General features: G+C 47.3%; 15 protein-coding genes and 1 riboswitch. Of the genes, 8 read left to right on the top strand and 7 right to left on the bottom strand.

What is annotated here, in order from left to right; genetic code table 11:
* Positions 1-54: 54 nt before the first annotated feature.
* Together AZ66_RS00240 and AZ66_RS00235 are read right to left on the bottom strand one after the other, a co-directional pair.
* A complete protein-coding gene (locus AZ66_RS00240) occupies positions 55-2,538 on the bottom strand; it encodes a DsrE/DsrF/DrsH-like family protein (protein ID WP_044353112.1) in 2,484 nt (827 codons plus the stop codon).
* Positions 2,535-2,825 (bottom strand): ArsR/SmtB family transcription factor, encoded by a 291-nt coding sequence (locus AZ66_RS00235; RefSeq protein ID WP_021259767.1) that lies wholly within the window; start codon positions 2,823-2,825, stop codon positions 2,535-2,537. The genes AZ66_RS00240 and AZ66_RS00235 overlap by 4 nt, the downstream gene beginning before the upstream one ends.
* Before the next feature lie 261 nt (positions 2,826-3,086).
* Here AZ66_RS00235 and AZ66_RS00230 point away from each other — a divergent pair, with 261 nt between their 5' ends.
* Positions 3,087-3,833 carry a YggS family pyridoxal phosphate-dependent enzyme gene (locus AZ66_RS00230; RefSeq protein ID WP_044353111.1) on the top strand — a complete coding sequence of 249 codons (747 nt, stop codon included), beginning with the start codon at positions 3,087-3,089 and terminating at the stop codon, positions 3,831-3,833.
* Positions 3,834-3,880: 47 nt separating this feature from the next.
* Here AZ66_RS00230 and AZ66_RS00225 read toward each other — a convergent pair whose 3' ends face one another.
* The 3 genes from AZ66_RS00225 to AZ66_RS00215 all read right to left on the bottom strand — a co-directional run bounded on the left by AZ66_RS00225 (position 3,881) and on the right by AZ66_RS00215 (position 7,051).
* Complete coding sequence (locus AZ66_RS00225) at positions 3,881-5,026, bottom strand: DUF4179 domain-containing protein (RefSeq protein ID WP_052648324.1); 1,146 nt, start codon at positions 5,024-5,026, stop codon at positions 3,881-3,883.
* Complete coding sequence (locus tag AZ66_RS00220) at positions 5,007-5,591, bottom strand: RNA polymerase sigma factor (RefSeq protein ID WP_044353110.1); 585 nt, start codon at positions 5,589-5,591, stop codon at positions 5,007-5,009. The genes AZ66_RS00225 and AZ66_RS00220 overlap by 20 nt, the downstream gene beginning before the upstream one ends.
* A gap of 95 nt (positions 5,592-5,686) precedes the next feature.
* Positions 5,687-7,051 carry an ABC transporter substrate-binding protein gene (locus AZ66_RS00215; RefSeq protein WP_044353109.1) on the bottom strand — a complete coding sequence of 455 codons (1,365 nt, stop codon included), beginning with the start codon at positions 7,049-7,051 and terminating at the stop codon, positions 5,687-5,689.
* Between the two features lie 46 nt (positions 7,052-7,097).
* Between AZ66_RS00215 and AZ66_RS31140 the strand changes: the two genes are divergently transcribed.
* The 7 genes from AZ66_RS31140 to AZ66_RS00180 all read left to right on the top strand — a co-directional run bounded on the left by AZ66_RS31140 (position 7,098) and on the right by AZ66_RS00180 (position 12,791).
* Positions 7,098-7,304 carry a hypothetical protein gene (locus AZ66_RS31140; protein ID WP_231586672.1) on the top strand — a complete coding sequence of 69 codons (207 nt, stop codon included), beginning with the start codon at positions 7,098-7,100 and terminating at the stop codon, positions 7,302-7,304.
* Between the two features lie 229 nt (positions 7,305-7,533).
* Complete coding sequence (locus tag AZ66_RS00205) at positions 7,534-8,307, top strand: sporulation protein (protein ID WP_044353108.1); 774 nt, start codon at positions 7,534-7,536, stop codon at positions 8,305-8,307.
* Positions 8,308-8,591: 284 nt separating this feature from the next.
* A complete protein-coding gene (locus AZ66_RS00200; protein ID WP_044353107.1) occupies positions 8,592-9,506 on the top strand; it encodes an ABC transporter ATP-binding protein in 915 nt (304 codons plus the stop codon).
* Positions 9,507-9,575: 69 nt separating this feature from the next.
* Positions 9,576-10,310: an ABC transporter permease gene (locus AZ66_RS00195; RefSeq protein WP_044353106.1), complete on the top strand. Its 735-nt coding sequence runs from the start codon at positions 9,576-9,578 to the stop codon at positions 10,308-10,310.
* Positions 10,311-11,492 carry a sensor histidine kinase gene (locus tag AZ66_RS00190; RefSeq protein WP_044353105.1) on the top strand — a complete coding sequence of 394 codons (1,182 nt, stop codon included), beginning with the start codon at positions 10,311-10,313 and terminating at the stop codon, positions 11,490-11,492. It begins immediately after the preceding gene.
* Entirely contained in the window at positions 11,489-12,094 is a 606-nt protein-coding gene (locus tag AZ66_RS00185; RefSeq protein ID WP_044353104.1) for a response regulator transcription factor, read from the top strand. Before AZ66_RS00190 ends, AZ66_RS00185 begins: the two co-directional genes overlap by 4 nt.
* 184 nt (positions 12,095-12,278) lie before the next feature.
* Entirely contained in the window at positions 12,279-12,791 is a 513-nt protein-coding gene (locus tag AZ66_RS00180; RefSeq protein ID WP_044353103.1) for a hypothetical protein, read from the top strand.
* A gap of 297 nt (positions 12,792-13,088) precedes the next feature.
* Here the strand turns inward: AZ66_RS00180 and AZ66_RS00175 are convergent, their stop codons facing one another.
* Both AZ66_RS00175 and AZ66_RS00170 read right to left on the bottom strand, forming a co-directional pair.
* Positions 13,089-13,568 (bottom strand): C40 family peptidase, encoded by a 480-nt coding sequence (locus AZ66_RS00175; protein ID WP_044353102.1) that lies wholly within the window; start codon positions 13,566-13,568, stop codon positions 13,089-13,091.
* A gap of 3 nt (positions 13,569-13,571) precedes the next feature.
* Positions 13,572-13,713, bottom strand: a riboswitch (cyclic di-AMP (ydaO/yuaA leader).
* A 295-nt stretch (positions 13,714-14,008) separates the two neighbouring features.
* The gene (locus AZ66_RS00170; RefSeq protein ID WP_021253456.1) at positions 14,009-14,830 is read right to left on the bottom strand and encodes a hypothetical protein; all 822 of its coding nucleotides are present in this window, start codon (positions 14,828-14,830) and stop codon (positions 14,009-14,011) included.

Below are 14,830 nucleotides of genomic sequence, written 5' to 3'. Positions count from 1 at the left end.
TGTCCGCCTGTCGAAGGCAACACTCTATGGCTTTTTGATGTTGTGTATTTATTTTTAAATAAACAAATTAATGCCTGATTGATCAGCCTTGCCTAAATAGTAGCCTACGCCGCCGATGGTAACGCCGTCGATCAGCTCCTCATGGGCAATGCCCATGACATCCATCGACATCTGACAGGCGACGATTTCGACGCCCTGCTGGATCGCAGATTCAATCAACTCTTCTAGTGAAGATACATTGTTATTGTTCATCACCGAGCGAATCATTTTCGGTCCGATACCCATCATGTTCATCTTCGACAAGCCCAGCTTCTTGCTCCCTCGCGGCATCATCGCTCCGAACATTTTGCCAATGAAGCTCTTGTTGACAGGAACTTTGTCCGGCTTGCGCAAAATATTCAGACCCCAGAAGGTAAAGAACAGGGTCACCTTTTTTCCCGAAGCAGCTGCTCCGTTCGCAATAATGAAGGAGGCGATTGCTTTATCGAGATCGCCGCTGAACACGACCATAGTACTGCGATCCGATGATACACTGCGATTGTCTGGCTGTTGCAGATCCTCCGTGGGGGAGGTAGGCGGCAGCTTGCGTATATGGGCTTCAATCGTCCCATCCGTGTGCTTCTGCACATGCAGCAGCTCCTGCTTGCTCATGCCTGCCCAAGCTTGAATATCCTCATAGAAGCCGGGATCAGATGCATTTACTTTCAGCACTTGACCTTCCTGCAGCAAATCCATCTGCTGCTTCACTTGCATGAGCGGGCCCGGGCAGCATAATCCACATGCATCCAGGGTACGATCGAAGGAGTACTGCGTATCTTTCTGTTCATTGCTTTCTTCTACTGGATTCCCAGACGTGTCTTGGTCAGGCCTGGCAGGCGGCGTAACCTGTCCGGGGGTATATTGTGCATGCTGGTATGTCTTATATCCACCCGTTAAGTTTTTCACCTTGAAGCCATGCTGACTTAGAATGCGTGATGCCGTATAACCGCGCAAACCAACTTGGCAGTAGACCCAGATTTCCTTCTCCCGATCGAGCTCATTCAGACGGCTTCTTAGTTCATCTACAGGAATAGACAGGGAGTTAGGAATATGACCGTTCTGATGCTCCATATCCGTACGCACGTCAACTAGCATCGTAGCTTGTGGATTGCGCTGTTCCAGATCGGCAGGCGTAAACGCGTCCACAGCGCCTGTCCATATATTCTCGGCAGTATACCCGGCCATGTTCACGGGATCTTTAGCGGAAGAATACGGTGGTGCATAGGACAATTCAAGTTCAGTAAGATCGGTGACGGTGCCGCCTAAGCGTATAACCGTAGCAATGACGTCCATCCGTTTGTCCACGCCGTCATAGCCGACAATCTGGCTGCCGAGCACGTTGCCTTCCTCATTAAAGATCAGCTTGATTGTCATTGGCTTGGCACCTGGATAGTACCCGGCATGGGAATTTGGATGCACATAAGTTACCTTGTACGGCAAACCTAATCGTTGCAATGTTTTTTCGTTATTCCCTGTTGCAGCGCCCGTTAATCCGAACACCTTCAGGATAGATGTGCCTTGCGAGCCTTTATAGGCAGTGTCAAGTCCGCTCACATTGTCTGCTGCGATGCGCCCTTGTTTGTTGGCTGGCCCCGCAAGCGGGATCGCAGTCTTCGTCCCATTGACGAAATCGACAACCTCAACCGCGTCTCCTACGGCATAAACGTCTATTACATTAGTCTGCAAATAATCATTCACAATGATGTGACCTCGTGGCCCCAGCTCAATGCCGCTGTCTCGAATAAAGCCGGTGTCAGGTGCTACCCCGATTGCGAGAATGACCATATCGCTTGTGAGCACTTTGCCGCTGGCTAGCTGCGTTTCAATTCCGCCGTTCGTATCACGGAACGATTGAACGCGGTCATTTACAATGAGAGATGTACCGTGCTGCTCCATCTCCTTAGACAGAATTCCTGCCATTTCTGTGTCAAATGGAGCAAGAATCGCTGGTCCAGCCTCCACCAACGTGACATCCAGCCCAATTTCGCGCAAATTCTCGGCCATTTCCACCCCGATGAATCCACCGCCGATGACGATAGCAGAGCGTGCGCCTTCTTCTGTGACGCGCTTCTTCACGCGATCCGTGTCCGGAATATTGCGAAGCGTAAAAATGCGTTCGCTCTCAATACCAGGGAGAGACGGACGTACCGGCTTCGCACCAGGGGACAGAATCAGTGAATCATATGACTCCTCGTATTCCCCTTTCTCTTTGCTGCGTACCCGTACCTTTTTCGTTTGCGCATCAATGCCTATGACTTCGCTGTGCACGCGCACATCGATATTGAATCGACGGTGCATAGCTTCTGGTGTCTGCACGAACAGCTTGTTGCGATCTTGAATGGTATCTCCGATATAGTAGGGAAGCCCGCAGTTGGCGAACGATACATAAGCATCCCTTTCGAACATGACGATGTGTGCATTCTCATCAAGTCTGCGCAGACGTGCTGCGGCAGAAGCCCCTCCGGCTACTCCTCCAACGATCAGTACCTTTTTGCTCATGATGTCTCCTCCCCGAAAAATGCTTCAACGAGCTGTTTTACCTTCTCGTTCTCTACCCGATAGTTCACTTCTAGGCCGTTGCGATGCGCAATTACAATGCCCATGCTGCGCAGCTTCTGCAGGTGTTGGGATACCGTGGATTGCGGCAAGCCTAGGCAGTCCTGCATGAAAGATACGTTGCAGCTTCCTTTATCCAGCAGCCCCTTCACGATACAGAGGCGAACAGGATGCGCCAGAGCTTTTAACAGCTCGGCAGTATCATTAAATCGTTCATAGTCATTATTCATATCATGTCTCCTTTGAGTTGTAGGAAAGTGAATCGGAATGGTTTATTTGTTTCATAAGTGATATGCAGCAAATATAAATATCAATATATCGTTATATTACGATATTAATATATAAGGGAAATAAAATCAACACAAGAAGATGAAACTAATAAATGGAAGGGGGAGGCTTGGATTCAGCGTTATATTGTGCAGAAGGTGACAGCCTTACCCGAATAGGTATGCTAGAATGGACATAAATCTTAAAATAATGTGGTGATAACAATGCAACTAAACGATATTGAACACAACATACGTGTGATCCGTGAGCGTATCGAGCAGGCTTGCAAGCGCAGTGGGCGCAACCCCGAAGAAGTGAAGCTAATGCTCGTTACGAAGACAGTTCCGGTTGAGCGAATTCAGATGGCATTAGATGCAGGGGAGAACTTAATTGGGGAAAATAAAGTGCAGGAAGGGCTGCAGAAGCGGGAGCCGCTTACCTCGGCTAATCCGTCGCTAGACTTCCACTTTATCGGCCATTTGCAAACAAACAAGGTCAAGGATGTGCTCAAATTCGCAACATGCGTTCAATCCGTTGACCGCATGAAGCTGGCAACGGCACTCCATGAGCGGCTGCAAAAGGAAGGCCGCACGATGGATGTCCTTATCCAAGTGAATACGTCGTATGAGGACAGCAAGTTCGGTGCCGCCCCAGAGAATGCACTCGCATTAATTCAGGAGGTAGCCAAGTTGGACACGCTCCGCATTAAGGGGCTCATGACAATCGGGCTGTTCACTGACGATCAAGACAAGGTGCGCAAATGCTTTAAGCTGCTGCAAAAAATCCGTCAGGAAGCGCAAGAACTTGCATTGCCGAACGTCAGCATGGAAGTTATGTCGATGGGGATGTCAGGAGATTTCGAGACGGCAATCGAGGAAGGCTCAACGCTGGTACGGGTCGGATCAGCAATTTTCGGCAAACGTATTTATCCAGACAGTCATTATTGGAATGAGAACGCGAAATCTGAATAAATGGGTGGAATAAGGAAGGAAGAAGAGAGCCAAGAGGCTCTCTTTTTCTATTTTGAAATTGTAACGGGAATTGTAACTTCAAGTTCAGGGATATATTTGACAAGTGCTTTGCCGTCTGCTCCAAGCTTGAATTGGGATTTATCTTTCTCGTTGATAAGACTTATATAAGGTTTGATTGTAATAGACGTAGGAATAGGTTCGTACGGCTGATAAAGCAAATTGAACAGGATCGTTTTCCCGTTGTCCTCATGCAGTCCTGAACCGTTTAGTAATTTGACTGTGCGCCCTTTATCATCGTAGATTTCAAATCCAAACGGCAGATCGTTGGCGGTAAGTGGATCGTCTTTCGATATTTCCAGCCTTGCAGCAAGACTCGTCGTAATCGGAGTCAATTCTACTGTATTGTATGTGATGGTGAATGGATTGCCAGATTTCGAAATGTTTTGCTTCATAACGATTGAATCTTTTGTTTGCATGGAAATGGGGATCGTTATTTGATAGGGCTCTTGTATGCCTAACACGGTAAGCTTTACCGTTAAATCGAACTTGTCGGGCAAGGATTTTCCTCCTTGGTTTCGCATATCAGAAAACATAAGGATAGCTGAGTCTTCATTTTTCCCTAGAGAAATAATGATGTCAGTCGAGTGCTGGTTGTATGCATAGTCGCCAATCCTTTTTCCATCAATAAGAAGTTGAATTTCGCTCAAAGACTCCATTAAGGTATTGCGGCTATTGCCCTCTTGCAACCCTGATAGGTTAGATCGCTCGATGCCAACTGCCACTCTTGTTCCGTCATAGACTGCTACTGGAATCGAAAGTGTCAGACCATGATGGGTCACGCTCTTCCCAGATGAGGTGACAAGTCCTTTTTCGTCAGCTGCCTGCAGACCTAAATCCCCCGCAAGGCGAAAAAGACTGCTCACGCCCGGCACCTGTCTCATGGACTCGGCTACCGTGGGAGACAGGAAGGAGCCCCCTATTAATAAGACGAATGCAGCGGCTGCTGCAGCAAGCGATGTGACAATGGAACGGACTGCTGAACTGCGACGTGTTTTACATGAAGCTTCAACAAATAGTGGCTCGGTATCCAATCGGTTCATAATTTGCCCCGTAAAATCGGAGTTTGTTGGCGTCTGGCGAATCCATGCCTCTAACTGTTCACTATCTACACCGTTACGATGGTTTGATGACATGCTTATGAAGACCTCCCTCCACTGTGGATGGACTAACTTGATATCGAAGCAACTTTTTCCGCAAACGCTCATATTTTTTTCGAATCGTCGATGGCTTCAAATCCATAATCTCGCTAATTTCATCAAAGCTATACTCTTCCACGGCCCTTAACAATAAAATATGCCGCTCTTCTGCAGAAAGCTTGTCCAGCAATTGATAAATCAGATCTTCATACGGAAGCTCTTGATCATTGATTTGATCGCGTTTCAACAGGGACAGTATTTTTCGGCGCCTGCTTCTGCGGTTCAAAATATCCAAGCAATGATTGTAGGCAATCTTATATATCCAGGCTGAAAAAGATACCAGTGGCTCGAAAAGGTGTATACGTTGAAAGCCTTTAATAAAAATGTCCTGAACAGCGTCCTCTGCTTCTTCCTTGCTGCCCAACAAATAGTAACAATATAAATAAATTTGTTTTTGAAATCGATAGATGATAAGGGTGTATGCTTCTTTATCTCCGTGCTTGACTTGAGCAATGGCATGTTCTAAAGTCTCATCAGTTTGATATTCTGAGTTGGATGGCATAGCCGTAAGGATCCTCCTTTCATACAGCCTGACTTAACAATACCTTTTTATTGTATAACTTCACTTTCGGGTGATAAGAGCACTATTTCAGTACACTATTTTTCGGACATTTTATTTTTTGCTTTTTGTAGTGCTTCTTGTCCCTTCACTTCTAACATGTCTATCGCTTCCTCAACGGTCTGCTTCTCATCGATAATTGCTTGCAGTTCCTCTAACAAGACAGGTTGAAATAATTGATCGAACTCTTTAGATGCGGCTGTACTGCCAAGAGATTCCTCGACAGAAGACGTTGTTTTGGGCGTAAGCAAATAGAAAGGTTCCGTGCTTATGCCTTCAATATCTTTGAGCACGCCAGGGCGTGCAGGCAATTTTCCATTTGCCGTCCGTGAAGCGGCCGAAGCCATGTCCGCGCTATTTACGAACTTGACGAACTCCCAGGCCGCCTGCTTATTTGGTGAGTCTTCGGATACCGCATAAATTTCCGAGACATGCACATTTGCTGATTGATCCGGGGAGGAAGGGGCAACAGGCATGGTGACAATATCCCAATCGAACGATTTCGATTCCTTGTCGAAGATTGTCCGCGCTTTTAGTTCTTTTGCAAACCAAGGCCCATTGAGTGTCATTGCAGCCTGACCTCTATAAAAGGCTTCGACCATCTCCCCGCTATTTTGATTTGAAGCCTGCAGGTAGATATATTTATCGCGAACGGCGTCTGTTATAAGTTTTATTGCTTCTCTCCAACCGTCCGAGTTGATAAGCAGCTTGTCTGTCTTTACATCGAGTAATCGTAACTCGGAGGAAGACACGACCTGCTGTAACATGCGCTCAACACCGTAGTCCTGATATAATCCAACTACTGTCTTTTCGCCAGTCCCCGTATTGGTGAACCTTCTCGATAACTCAATCAATTGCTTCCAGGTCATCTTATTCGTCGGCACATCAATATGATGCTGCTTGAACAAATCTCGATTGAAATATAGAACATCCGTATAAAAGGAAGGAGCTAATCCGTATAACCTGCCTTCTCCTTTCCCTCTAATCATTTCGATAAGTCCGGGAGAAATTGCGTCGATATCGAACTTGTCCTTCGAAATCATAGTTTCGATGTCGTACAGTCGTCCCTGCCGCGCATAATCTTCGAACAAATTCTCGTTTAGCAGCAGCACATCAGGTCTGTGTGCCTCAATTAATTTCTTTAATTCTGTTTTGTAGTCCCCAGCATCATTTTGCTCGTGATTTGGGAGCGCGTTATTCATGTTGATGACATCGAATTCGATTTTCGGGTAATTCATCTTGAAGAGATTCCCGTAATCGTTATAGAACGACTGTTCATCATAGTACATGACCTTGATTTTTCCACTTTCTAATCTCTCATTTTGTTCTTGTTCCCCGTAGCAACCGCCTAGCAAAGACATGATCATGATCAGTGCAATTCCCAGCCTCCACTTCTTTTTCATGCTATCTCTCCTTTTCTGACTATACAACGGACAGACATGCTGCTTTGTGACGGAGATACAAAAAATCCGTCATGAAGCGCAAGAACTTGCATTGCCGAATGTCAGCATGGAAGTTATGTCGATGGGGATGTCAGGAGATTTCGAGACGGCAATCGAGGAAGGATCAACGCTGGAACGGGTTGGATCAGCAATTTTCGGCAAACGCATCTATCCAGACAGTCATTATGGGAATGAGAACGTGAAGTCAGACTGATCAGAGGAGCTTCACGGTATGGACAAGAACAGTAAATGTGGCTTCTGCTAGGGGCTATGAAGATACTGCAAGAAGAGGAGGGCGCTCTATCGCCTCTCCTTTTTTGTATGGAAAAGTAAATAGCTTATCCGTGAAACTACTTCCTATTTCTTCCGTACATTGCTGTAGGCAGCGGTGTATGTGTTTGGCTCACCGGGGTCAACCATCGCATTGAAGGGGGAAGTTGTACATGTCATTCTTGAAGAGAATATTGGCAAAGGTAGGGATCGGCTCGGCTGAGGTCGACACGGTGTTGCATTGTGATGAGTTTGTGCCTGGTCAGGAGGCAACCGGTGTGGTGTACATCCAAGGCGGCAAGACGGAGCAGCACATCGGACAGATTTACTTTTTTATCAAAGCTCAGTATGTTAAAGATTCAGGCGACTCCTCAACGACACACCATGCAGTAATCGATAAGTTGTTGCTTACAGATGAATTCGTGCTCAGTCCTGGTGAACGTAAAGTAATTCCTTTTCAGTTCATCTTGCCGGAGAGAACTCCGATTTCACGATGCAAGTCACCAGTATGGATGGAGACTGGCTTGGACATTGACAATGCCATTGATCCGAAGGACGAAGATTACTTAAAGGTAGTTACATCATGGGAGATGGATGTTGTTCTGGAGGCGCTCAAGCTACTCGGATTCCGCCTTCGCCAAGTGGAGAATGAATATGCGCCCGCGCTTGGAGATCCACTTCCATTTATCCAGACGTTCGAATTTGTGCCTACGTCCAACTACCGCAGCCGGTTGGATGAAATAGAGGTCGCATTTATCCCAAGAGGAGATGATCTGGAACTTGTGCTGCAAGTCGATCGTAAAACGAGAGGATTGAAGGGCTGGTTTGCTGATGGATTGGATCTCGATGAGACCTACGTCAACATGACATTGTCGAGAGAAGAGCTTGATGAAGGGGCACATGCCGTTGCTGAACATTTGCAAGAGGTGATCTCGCGTTATTGCTAGACTTTATAGAGTATTACATTGCATTTATGTTCATTGGAACAGAAGATAGCGTATTTCACCTCAATATAGAAGTCAGATAGCAGTCTGTTATCGGTGCGCCGATTCAGGCTGCTATTTTTTTGTGATTTGAGGCGATATACACACCTCTAAATGAAGCAATACGATTTCTGACATTTGTCATATGCAGTTGGTGACATCGTACACTAACTGGCTCAAGCGTGCCTGCCGTACAATACAAACATAAGCGATACAATTCCTAATTTCATGACAAAGGATGATTATAGATGACATACGCAATTGAATGTACCGACCTTGTAAAGCAATTCGGCAGTTTCCACGCCGTGAACCATATCGATCTTCGCTTCGAGCGTGGACAGATTAGCGCGCTGCTCGGCCCGAACGGTGCGGGTAAGACAACGACGATTTCCATGATCCTCGGGTTGCAAAATCCGACATCAGGAGAGATTAAGGTGCTTGGCCAGCCCGCAGGTACACGGGAGCTTCGCCACAGAGTAGGGGCGCTCATGCAGGATGTGAAAGCTCCTGATGGCTTGAATGTTGCGGAGGTATTGAATCTGTTCCGCAGCTACTATCGCAACCCACTTCCACTGTCCAGACTGCTTGACTTATCAGGTTTGCACGGAGAAGCGAAGCGGCGCGCAACATCGTTATCCGGTGGGCAGCGTCGGAGATTGGCCTTCGCGCAGAGCTTAGCTGGCAATCCAGAGCTTGTCCTGCTCGATGAGCCGACGGTCGGCATGGATGTGGAAGCGCGTGGTCGCTTCTGGGATACGGTTCGCGCTTTGTCGAACGATGGACGGACGGTTGTGCTTACGACACATGACTTGGAGGAAGCAGATACAGTGGCGGATCATATCGCGATCATTGCGGCAGGTACGGTAGCGGCCAGTGGAACCTCACAGGAGCTCAAGGCACAGACGGCACTACGGACAGTGTCCTTCCGTCTTCAAGTCGAACAGCAGGACGAAGCGCTGATGCAGCTTCCGGGAATTGTGAAGGTCGAACGTGCTTCTGGTCGGGTTCGTCTTCACGTCCGCAATACAGACGAAGTGTTATCCGTGCTCCTGCAATCTGGATGGGGGGTCAGCGATATTGATATCCAATCCGCTAAGCTAGAGGATGCTTTCCGATCAATAACAAAATCTCATGAGGCTGCACGTACTCAAGCAAGCGTATAGTTGATGCCTGAAAATAAACGATAGAGGCAGAGGGTGCCTTAATCATCACATATTAGGGGGAACTGATCGATGTTACAAGCACAAATCAAAGCAGAAAGTTTACGAATTATGCGTAGTCCATTCTTCTTGTTATTCTCACTCGTCATGCCAATCGCTTTCTATTTCTTATTCGCTAGTTTAAATGGCGCATCGAAGTCTATTGAATCTACGACCTATGGAGCCTTCTCACTTATGTCGATGACAGCATTCAGCTTAATTGGCACGGCAATGAGCCAATTCGGTATTCGCCTTGCCTACGAGCGTCGTGATGGATGGACACGTCTGCTTCGCCTGACACCACTATCTCCGTCGGTATGGATTGGCGCTAAGATCGTTTCACATATGTTGGTTCATTTGCTTGTCATTCTAATCATTTTCCCTGCTGCCTACTTTGCCTATCATATTGAGTTAACTGCTGTACAATGGGTGACATGTGGCTTGTGGCTGTGGCTTGGAAGCATTCCATTCCTGGCGATCGGCTCTATTTTAGGAACCATGAAGAGCGCGGATGCCTCCATTGCGGTCGCAAACATTTTGCTCATGGGTTTTGCTATTATGGGGGGCTTGTGGATGCCGCTAAAGACATTGCCAAGTTGGATGCAAGTCATTGGAGAATGGCTGCCATCCTACCGCTATGCACATGGTGCGTGGAGTATGCTTGCTGGCGGAAGCCCTGCCCTGCTAGATTGGGTAATTCTTCTGGGCTGTGGCATGATCTTCATGGTAATATCGAGTTATATCTTTAACAGACGGGAAGCGATGTAAGTGAACGTAGTCAAGAAGAGGTTATTTCCCGAAAAAGAGGGAGCGGAGCCTTACATCTCCCTCGTCAACTTATGCGTGCCTATCTTTTTCCTGCTGCGTGAGACTCCGACCAAGCTATTGGTGGGGTTCACGCTGCTTCTGTTTCTAGTGATCGCATTTTGGCTGCAGTATCGGCACGAGAAGCAGGCATTGACGTGGTTGGCTGTTCAGGCTGTAATTATTCTCGCATTCATCCTTTTCTATCACCCTATGTATGCTTATATGGTGTTCATGATCGCGCAGATGATAAGCAGGCAGAAGACCTCCATTATTTTAGGAGCAGCTGCCGTCATGGCGGTAGGTATCGTAATCGGATTGTCTCAGCGCTTGGATACAGTAACCGTATGGTCATCCCTGCATACGCTGCTGCTTCCTCCATTATTCGGTGTGCTCGTCATGCCATTCATCATGCGTGCTGCTGGGCAGTACAAGCAGATGGCGGAACGATTGCAGGCAGCGACCTCACAGCTTGAGCGGATGGCTCAGCAGGAAGAGCGCCAGCGCATTGCACGTGAATTACATGATACGCTTGGACATACGTTGTCTTTGATCACGCTTAAGAGTGAAGTGACAGAAAAGCTGATTACACGGAATCCGGAACGGGCTATTGCTGAAGCAAGGGAAATTCAGGAAACCTCGCGTGCTGCGTTGAAGCAAATGCGTCAACTCGTAACTGAAATGAAGATCGTCAAGCTTGCAGAGGAATATGAACATGGAAGACAGCTATGCGCCGCTGCGGGAATTGAGCTGGAATTTCAGGAACGCAGCGAGGGAATTAGCCCTTCATCAACAGCTCCAAGCATCGTGAACCGATTGCCATTATCAGCATTGCAAGAGACGATTCTCGCCATGTGCTTCCGGGAGACCTTAACGAATGTCGTTAGGCACAGCCGGGCGAAGCATTGTTCGGTTCGGGTTGAGGTGGAAGAGGCAATGGTTCGTTTGGAGATTGCAGATGATGGCATCGGAATTGATGAGCACCAGCTTAAGCAATCAAGTGGGACGGGCATGGCCGGACTGAAACAGCGGCTTCAGCTTGTGGACGGGACGCTTGCTATAGAGTCTGGTGCCCATAAGGGAACGGCATTATCGTTAGTCATTCCGCGTGTAATCCGCGATAGGAAGGGGAAAGGTACATCATGATTCGAGTGATATTAGGAGAGGACCAACAGATGCTGCGAAGTGCACTCGCCACCTTGTTGTCTCTTGAGGATGATATCGAAGTGATTGGTCAGGCCGAGAATGGCAGCGTAGCGCTGTCGCTTATCGAGGAACTTCAGCCGGATATCGCGGTACTGGATATCGAGATGCCGCTTATGACGGGGCTGGATGTTGCGGATGCGATCAAGAAGAAGGGGTTGGACTGTCGGATTATTATGCTGACGACCTTTGCCCGTTCAGGCTATCTCCAGCGTGCAATGGCATCGAGTGTAGGCGGTTATTTGCTCAAGGACAGCCCAAGCGACGAGTTGTCAGACGCCATTCGCCAGGTATATGCAGGTAAGCGGGTGATGAGTCCCGAATTGACGCTGGCTGCATGGGAAGACCCTTGTCCGTTGTCCCCGAGGGAGAAAGAAGTGCTGTTGCTTGCTGAGAACGGACTGTCCATGCAGGATATTAGCGCCAAATTGTTCTTATCCTATGGAACGGTACGCAACTATATGTCGGATGCGATTAGCAAAGTAGGAGCGGGTACGCGCATTGAGGCGATTCGAACTGCTCGTGAGAAGGGCTGGTTGGATTAAGAACTGCTGCTGGAATATATGCAGAAGAAACTTGATGAAGAAAAGAATTGTCGGATCAATTAGCATCCAGAATATAAATTGTAAGTGCTCCATACTCTCTAAGTGAATATTTAGCTTATTTTCAGTTTCATTTCAGGAAATACGAACATACTATAGCCATCCCTTACATAAGGAGGTGGAACCTATGAAACGCAATTCAACCGTAGCAGCGTGGACGTGCCTAATGCTTCTCTTGATGGCTTCACCTGCGGCAGCGCAAAGCAGAACTGCGCTAGATGCTACGGCAGATAAGAGCAAAGAGCAAGCTGCTGTACGAGTGGTCACTTCATCTCAGGCTGCACAGCCGAATCAGCAGAGCACGGAGACGGATAAACAATTAGAACAAGTACAGGCACAAATGAAGGAGCTTCGTGCAGAAATGAAGCAGCTGCGCGAGAAGAAGCTTCAATTGCTCGCTAAGAAACACGGAATTTCGACAGAAGGCAAAAGCAACAAGCAAATTCACCAGGAATTACACGAGAAATTAGGCATAAAAGGACGACTGTTCCACGAGAAACATCACATTAATGGGAAGCATGTCGAGGATCGTCAGACTCAGCTTCAGCACGAGGAAGAAAAGCATCGAGCAGAGGCAGATGGGCTCACACCAGAAGAGATTAAGGCGAAATTCCAAGAATTGAATGGGTCAGTTAAGTAAATCAGAAGCGTCTATGCGAAAATAGGGAATTTCCAGACAAGATATCGGGACATGCGCACAAGCGCATGTCCTTGTGTCGTTAATGGCGATGAGAATGGTTGAAACCGAAAAAGAAATATTTCGTAAAGATAGATAAAAGCACGAATCGTTGACATGCAGATATGCATAGGATAAAGAAGCTGAAGTTGCGCGGGGATAATGGGATAACATGAAACAACCCGACGAAAAGGCGCGGAGCGCTTCTCATCGGGTTATGTAGTCGTTCATATCATTATAAGAGTGCTGGAAACTTCCAAACTATTGATTGTCTGTAGCGATAGAAGAAAAATCATTCTCGTTCATTACACGACGAGCACCTACATAGCGCTTCTCGTAGTAGTCCATGCTAAGGCTGTCGATGCGTGTACCTTTGCTTGTCGAAGCGTGTGCGAATTTGTTGTCGCCTACGTAAATGCCGACATGCGATACACCGTTGCCGCCGCTTGTGTCAAAGAAGACCAGGTCGCCTGGACGAAGCTCGTCTTTGCTAACTTTCTCACCAGCGTCAAATTGCGACGAAGATGTGCGAGGAAGATCAATTTCGAACTTGTCGAACACGTACTTCGTAAATCCGGAGCAGTCAAAGCCTTTCGTTGTTGTACCACCATACTTGTACGAAATGCCAAGCAAACCGTCAATCGTGTTGTCCATTTTGGATGCTGCGAATGTGCTGCCTGCACTGAACGAAGTAAACAGAACGCTCAGTCCGAGCACCGCTGTAACTAGCTTCTTCTTCAAAGGGAAAGCTCCTTCCGTGCCTGCGAGGTTAGCTGGAGGGTTCGGTTGAAGGACCCCTATGATCCCTGTGTTACAAGATCAATTCACCCGTAAAAACTGGTTCCCCCGCTTTCCGGTCCGCCCGGAAACTCGGCATTCTGGTTTTTGGATTATGTATTGCTGCGTGCGATAGTAACAATTTTGCAAGAGTTAGTGCCGCTTTCATGACAAAGTTGTAATAAATCTAGATTTATTGTAACAGACGGAAATTCCTTTGACAAATATTTTTTGTCCTTGACACGAAAAAAACTTGTCAGATCAGCATTTTTTTCGCTGGTAGACAAGTTTTTTAATTTATTTTGTTAGGTTACGCTGCTTCAATATCATCGTAACCCTTTGTAACTTTGTAACTTTGTAACTTTGTAACTTTGTAACTGAATTGCGCTCAATCAGAACCCCCATTATTTCATCTGTTGCTCTGCTTCCTGCCAGACAGCGTGGCGGGCAGACAATCCCCACATTTTAAGTATTGTCATTATGGCAGGCAGTGCCTGTTGAATAATGAGTGCGGTAATCCCGGTGAACACGGCTGCCGCCGTTGTGGACAATATGCCTACACCAATGGTGATCCCAATAAAGAGAAGTGACAATCCTAGAATGGGAAGCAGGCGACGAGTTCCGGCTGTCACGGATCGAATTAACGGTGTTTCTGAGGCAGCGCCGAAGTTAAGGAATAAGAATAGTTGATGAACAAGCCAGCCGCCAATGAACCAAGCGATTACAAACGGTGCCACTGCCACGAGTAAGGAAGACAGAGAAGCCGATGTTGACAAGGCATGGGCCGCATAAGGAACGAACCATATAGCTGGTGCGATAATGAGCAGTGTCTCGAGCAGATAGAGGACAAGCATTGGCTTCCAAGCGAGCTTGATCCCTTGGAAGAAGGCAAGCCCCTGCTGCTTGGGCCGTGACATAGCATGGAATACACCCGCGTGAATGAAGGGGGTAAGCAGCATATGGACGGCAACGAATCCGAGGATAGCCCATAAGTAAGGAAAATAGTCATTCGTCTTCATTAGATAGAACTGGCTTTCGGTCAGAAAGAGCTGCCTGCTCATCTCGGTAGGTGCTGGATCTGGGTAACGGCGCAGGATAGGTGTTACCACTCCATCGACGAAGCGATAGAGGAAGAACCCCCATAACAGTTGGTACAAGAATAGAATGACCCATATATAGATGTGCTCTTTGCACCAATTCCAGCCTGAACGCACATAAGCCTTCAC

Origin of the sequence: Paenibacillus sp. E194 (genome assembly GCF_000935845.1) — a bacterium.
GTDB classification, from domain to species: domain Bacteria; phylum Bacillota; class Bacilli; order Paenibacillales; family Paenibacillaceae; genus Paenibacillus_B; species Paenibacillus_B alvei_B.
Note: the sequence above shows the minus strand (reverse complement) of the source record. Positions and strands in the feature narration are given on the sequence as shown.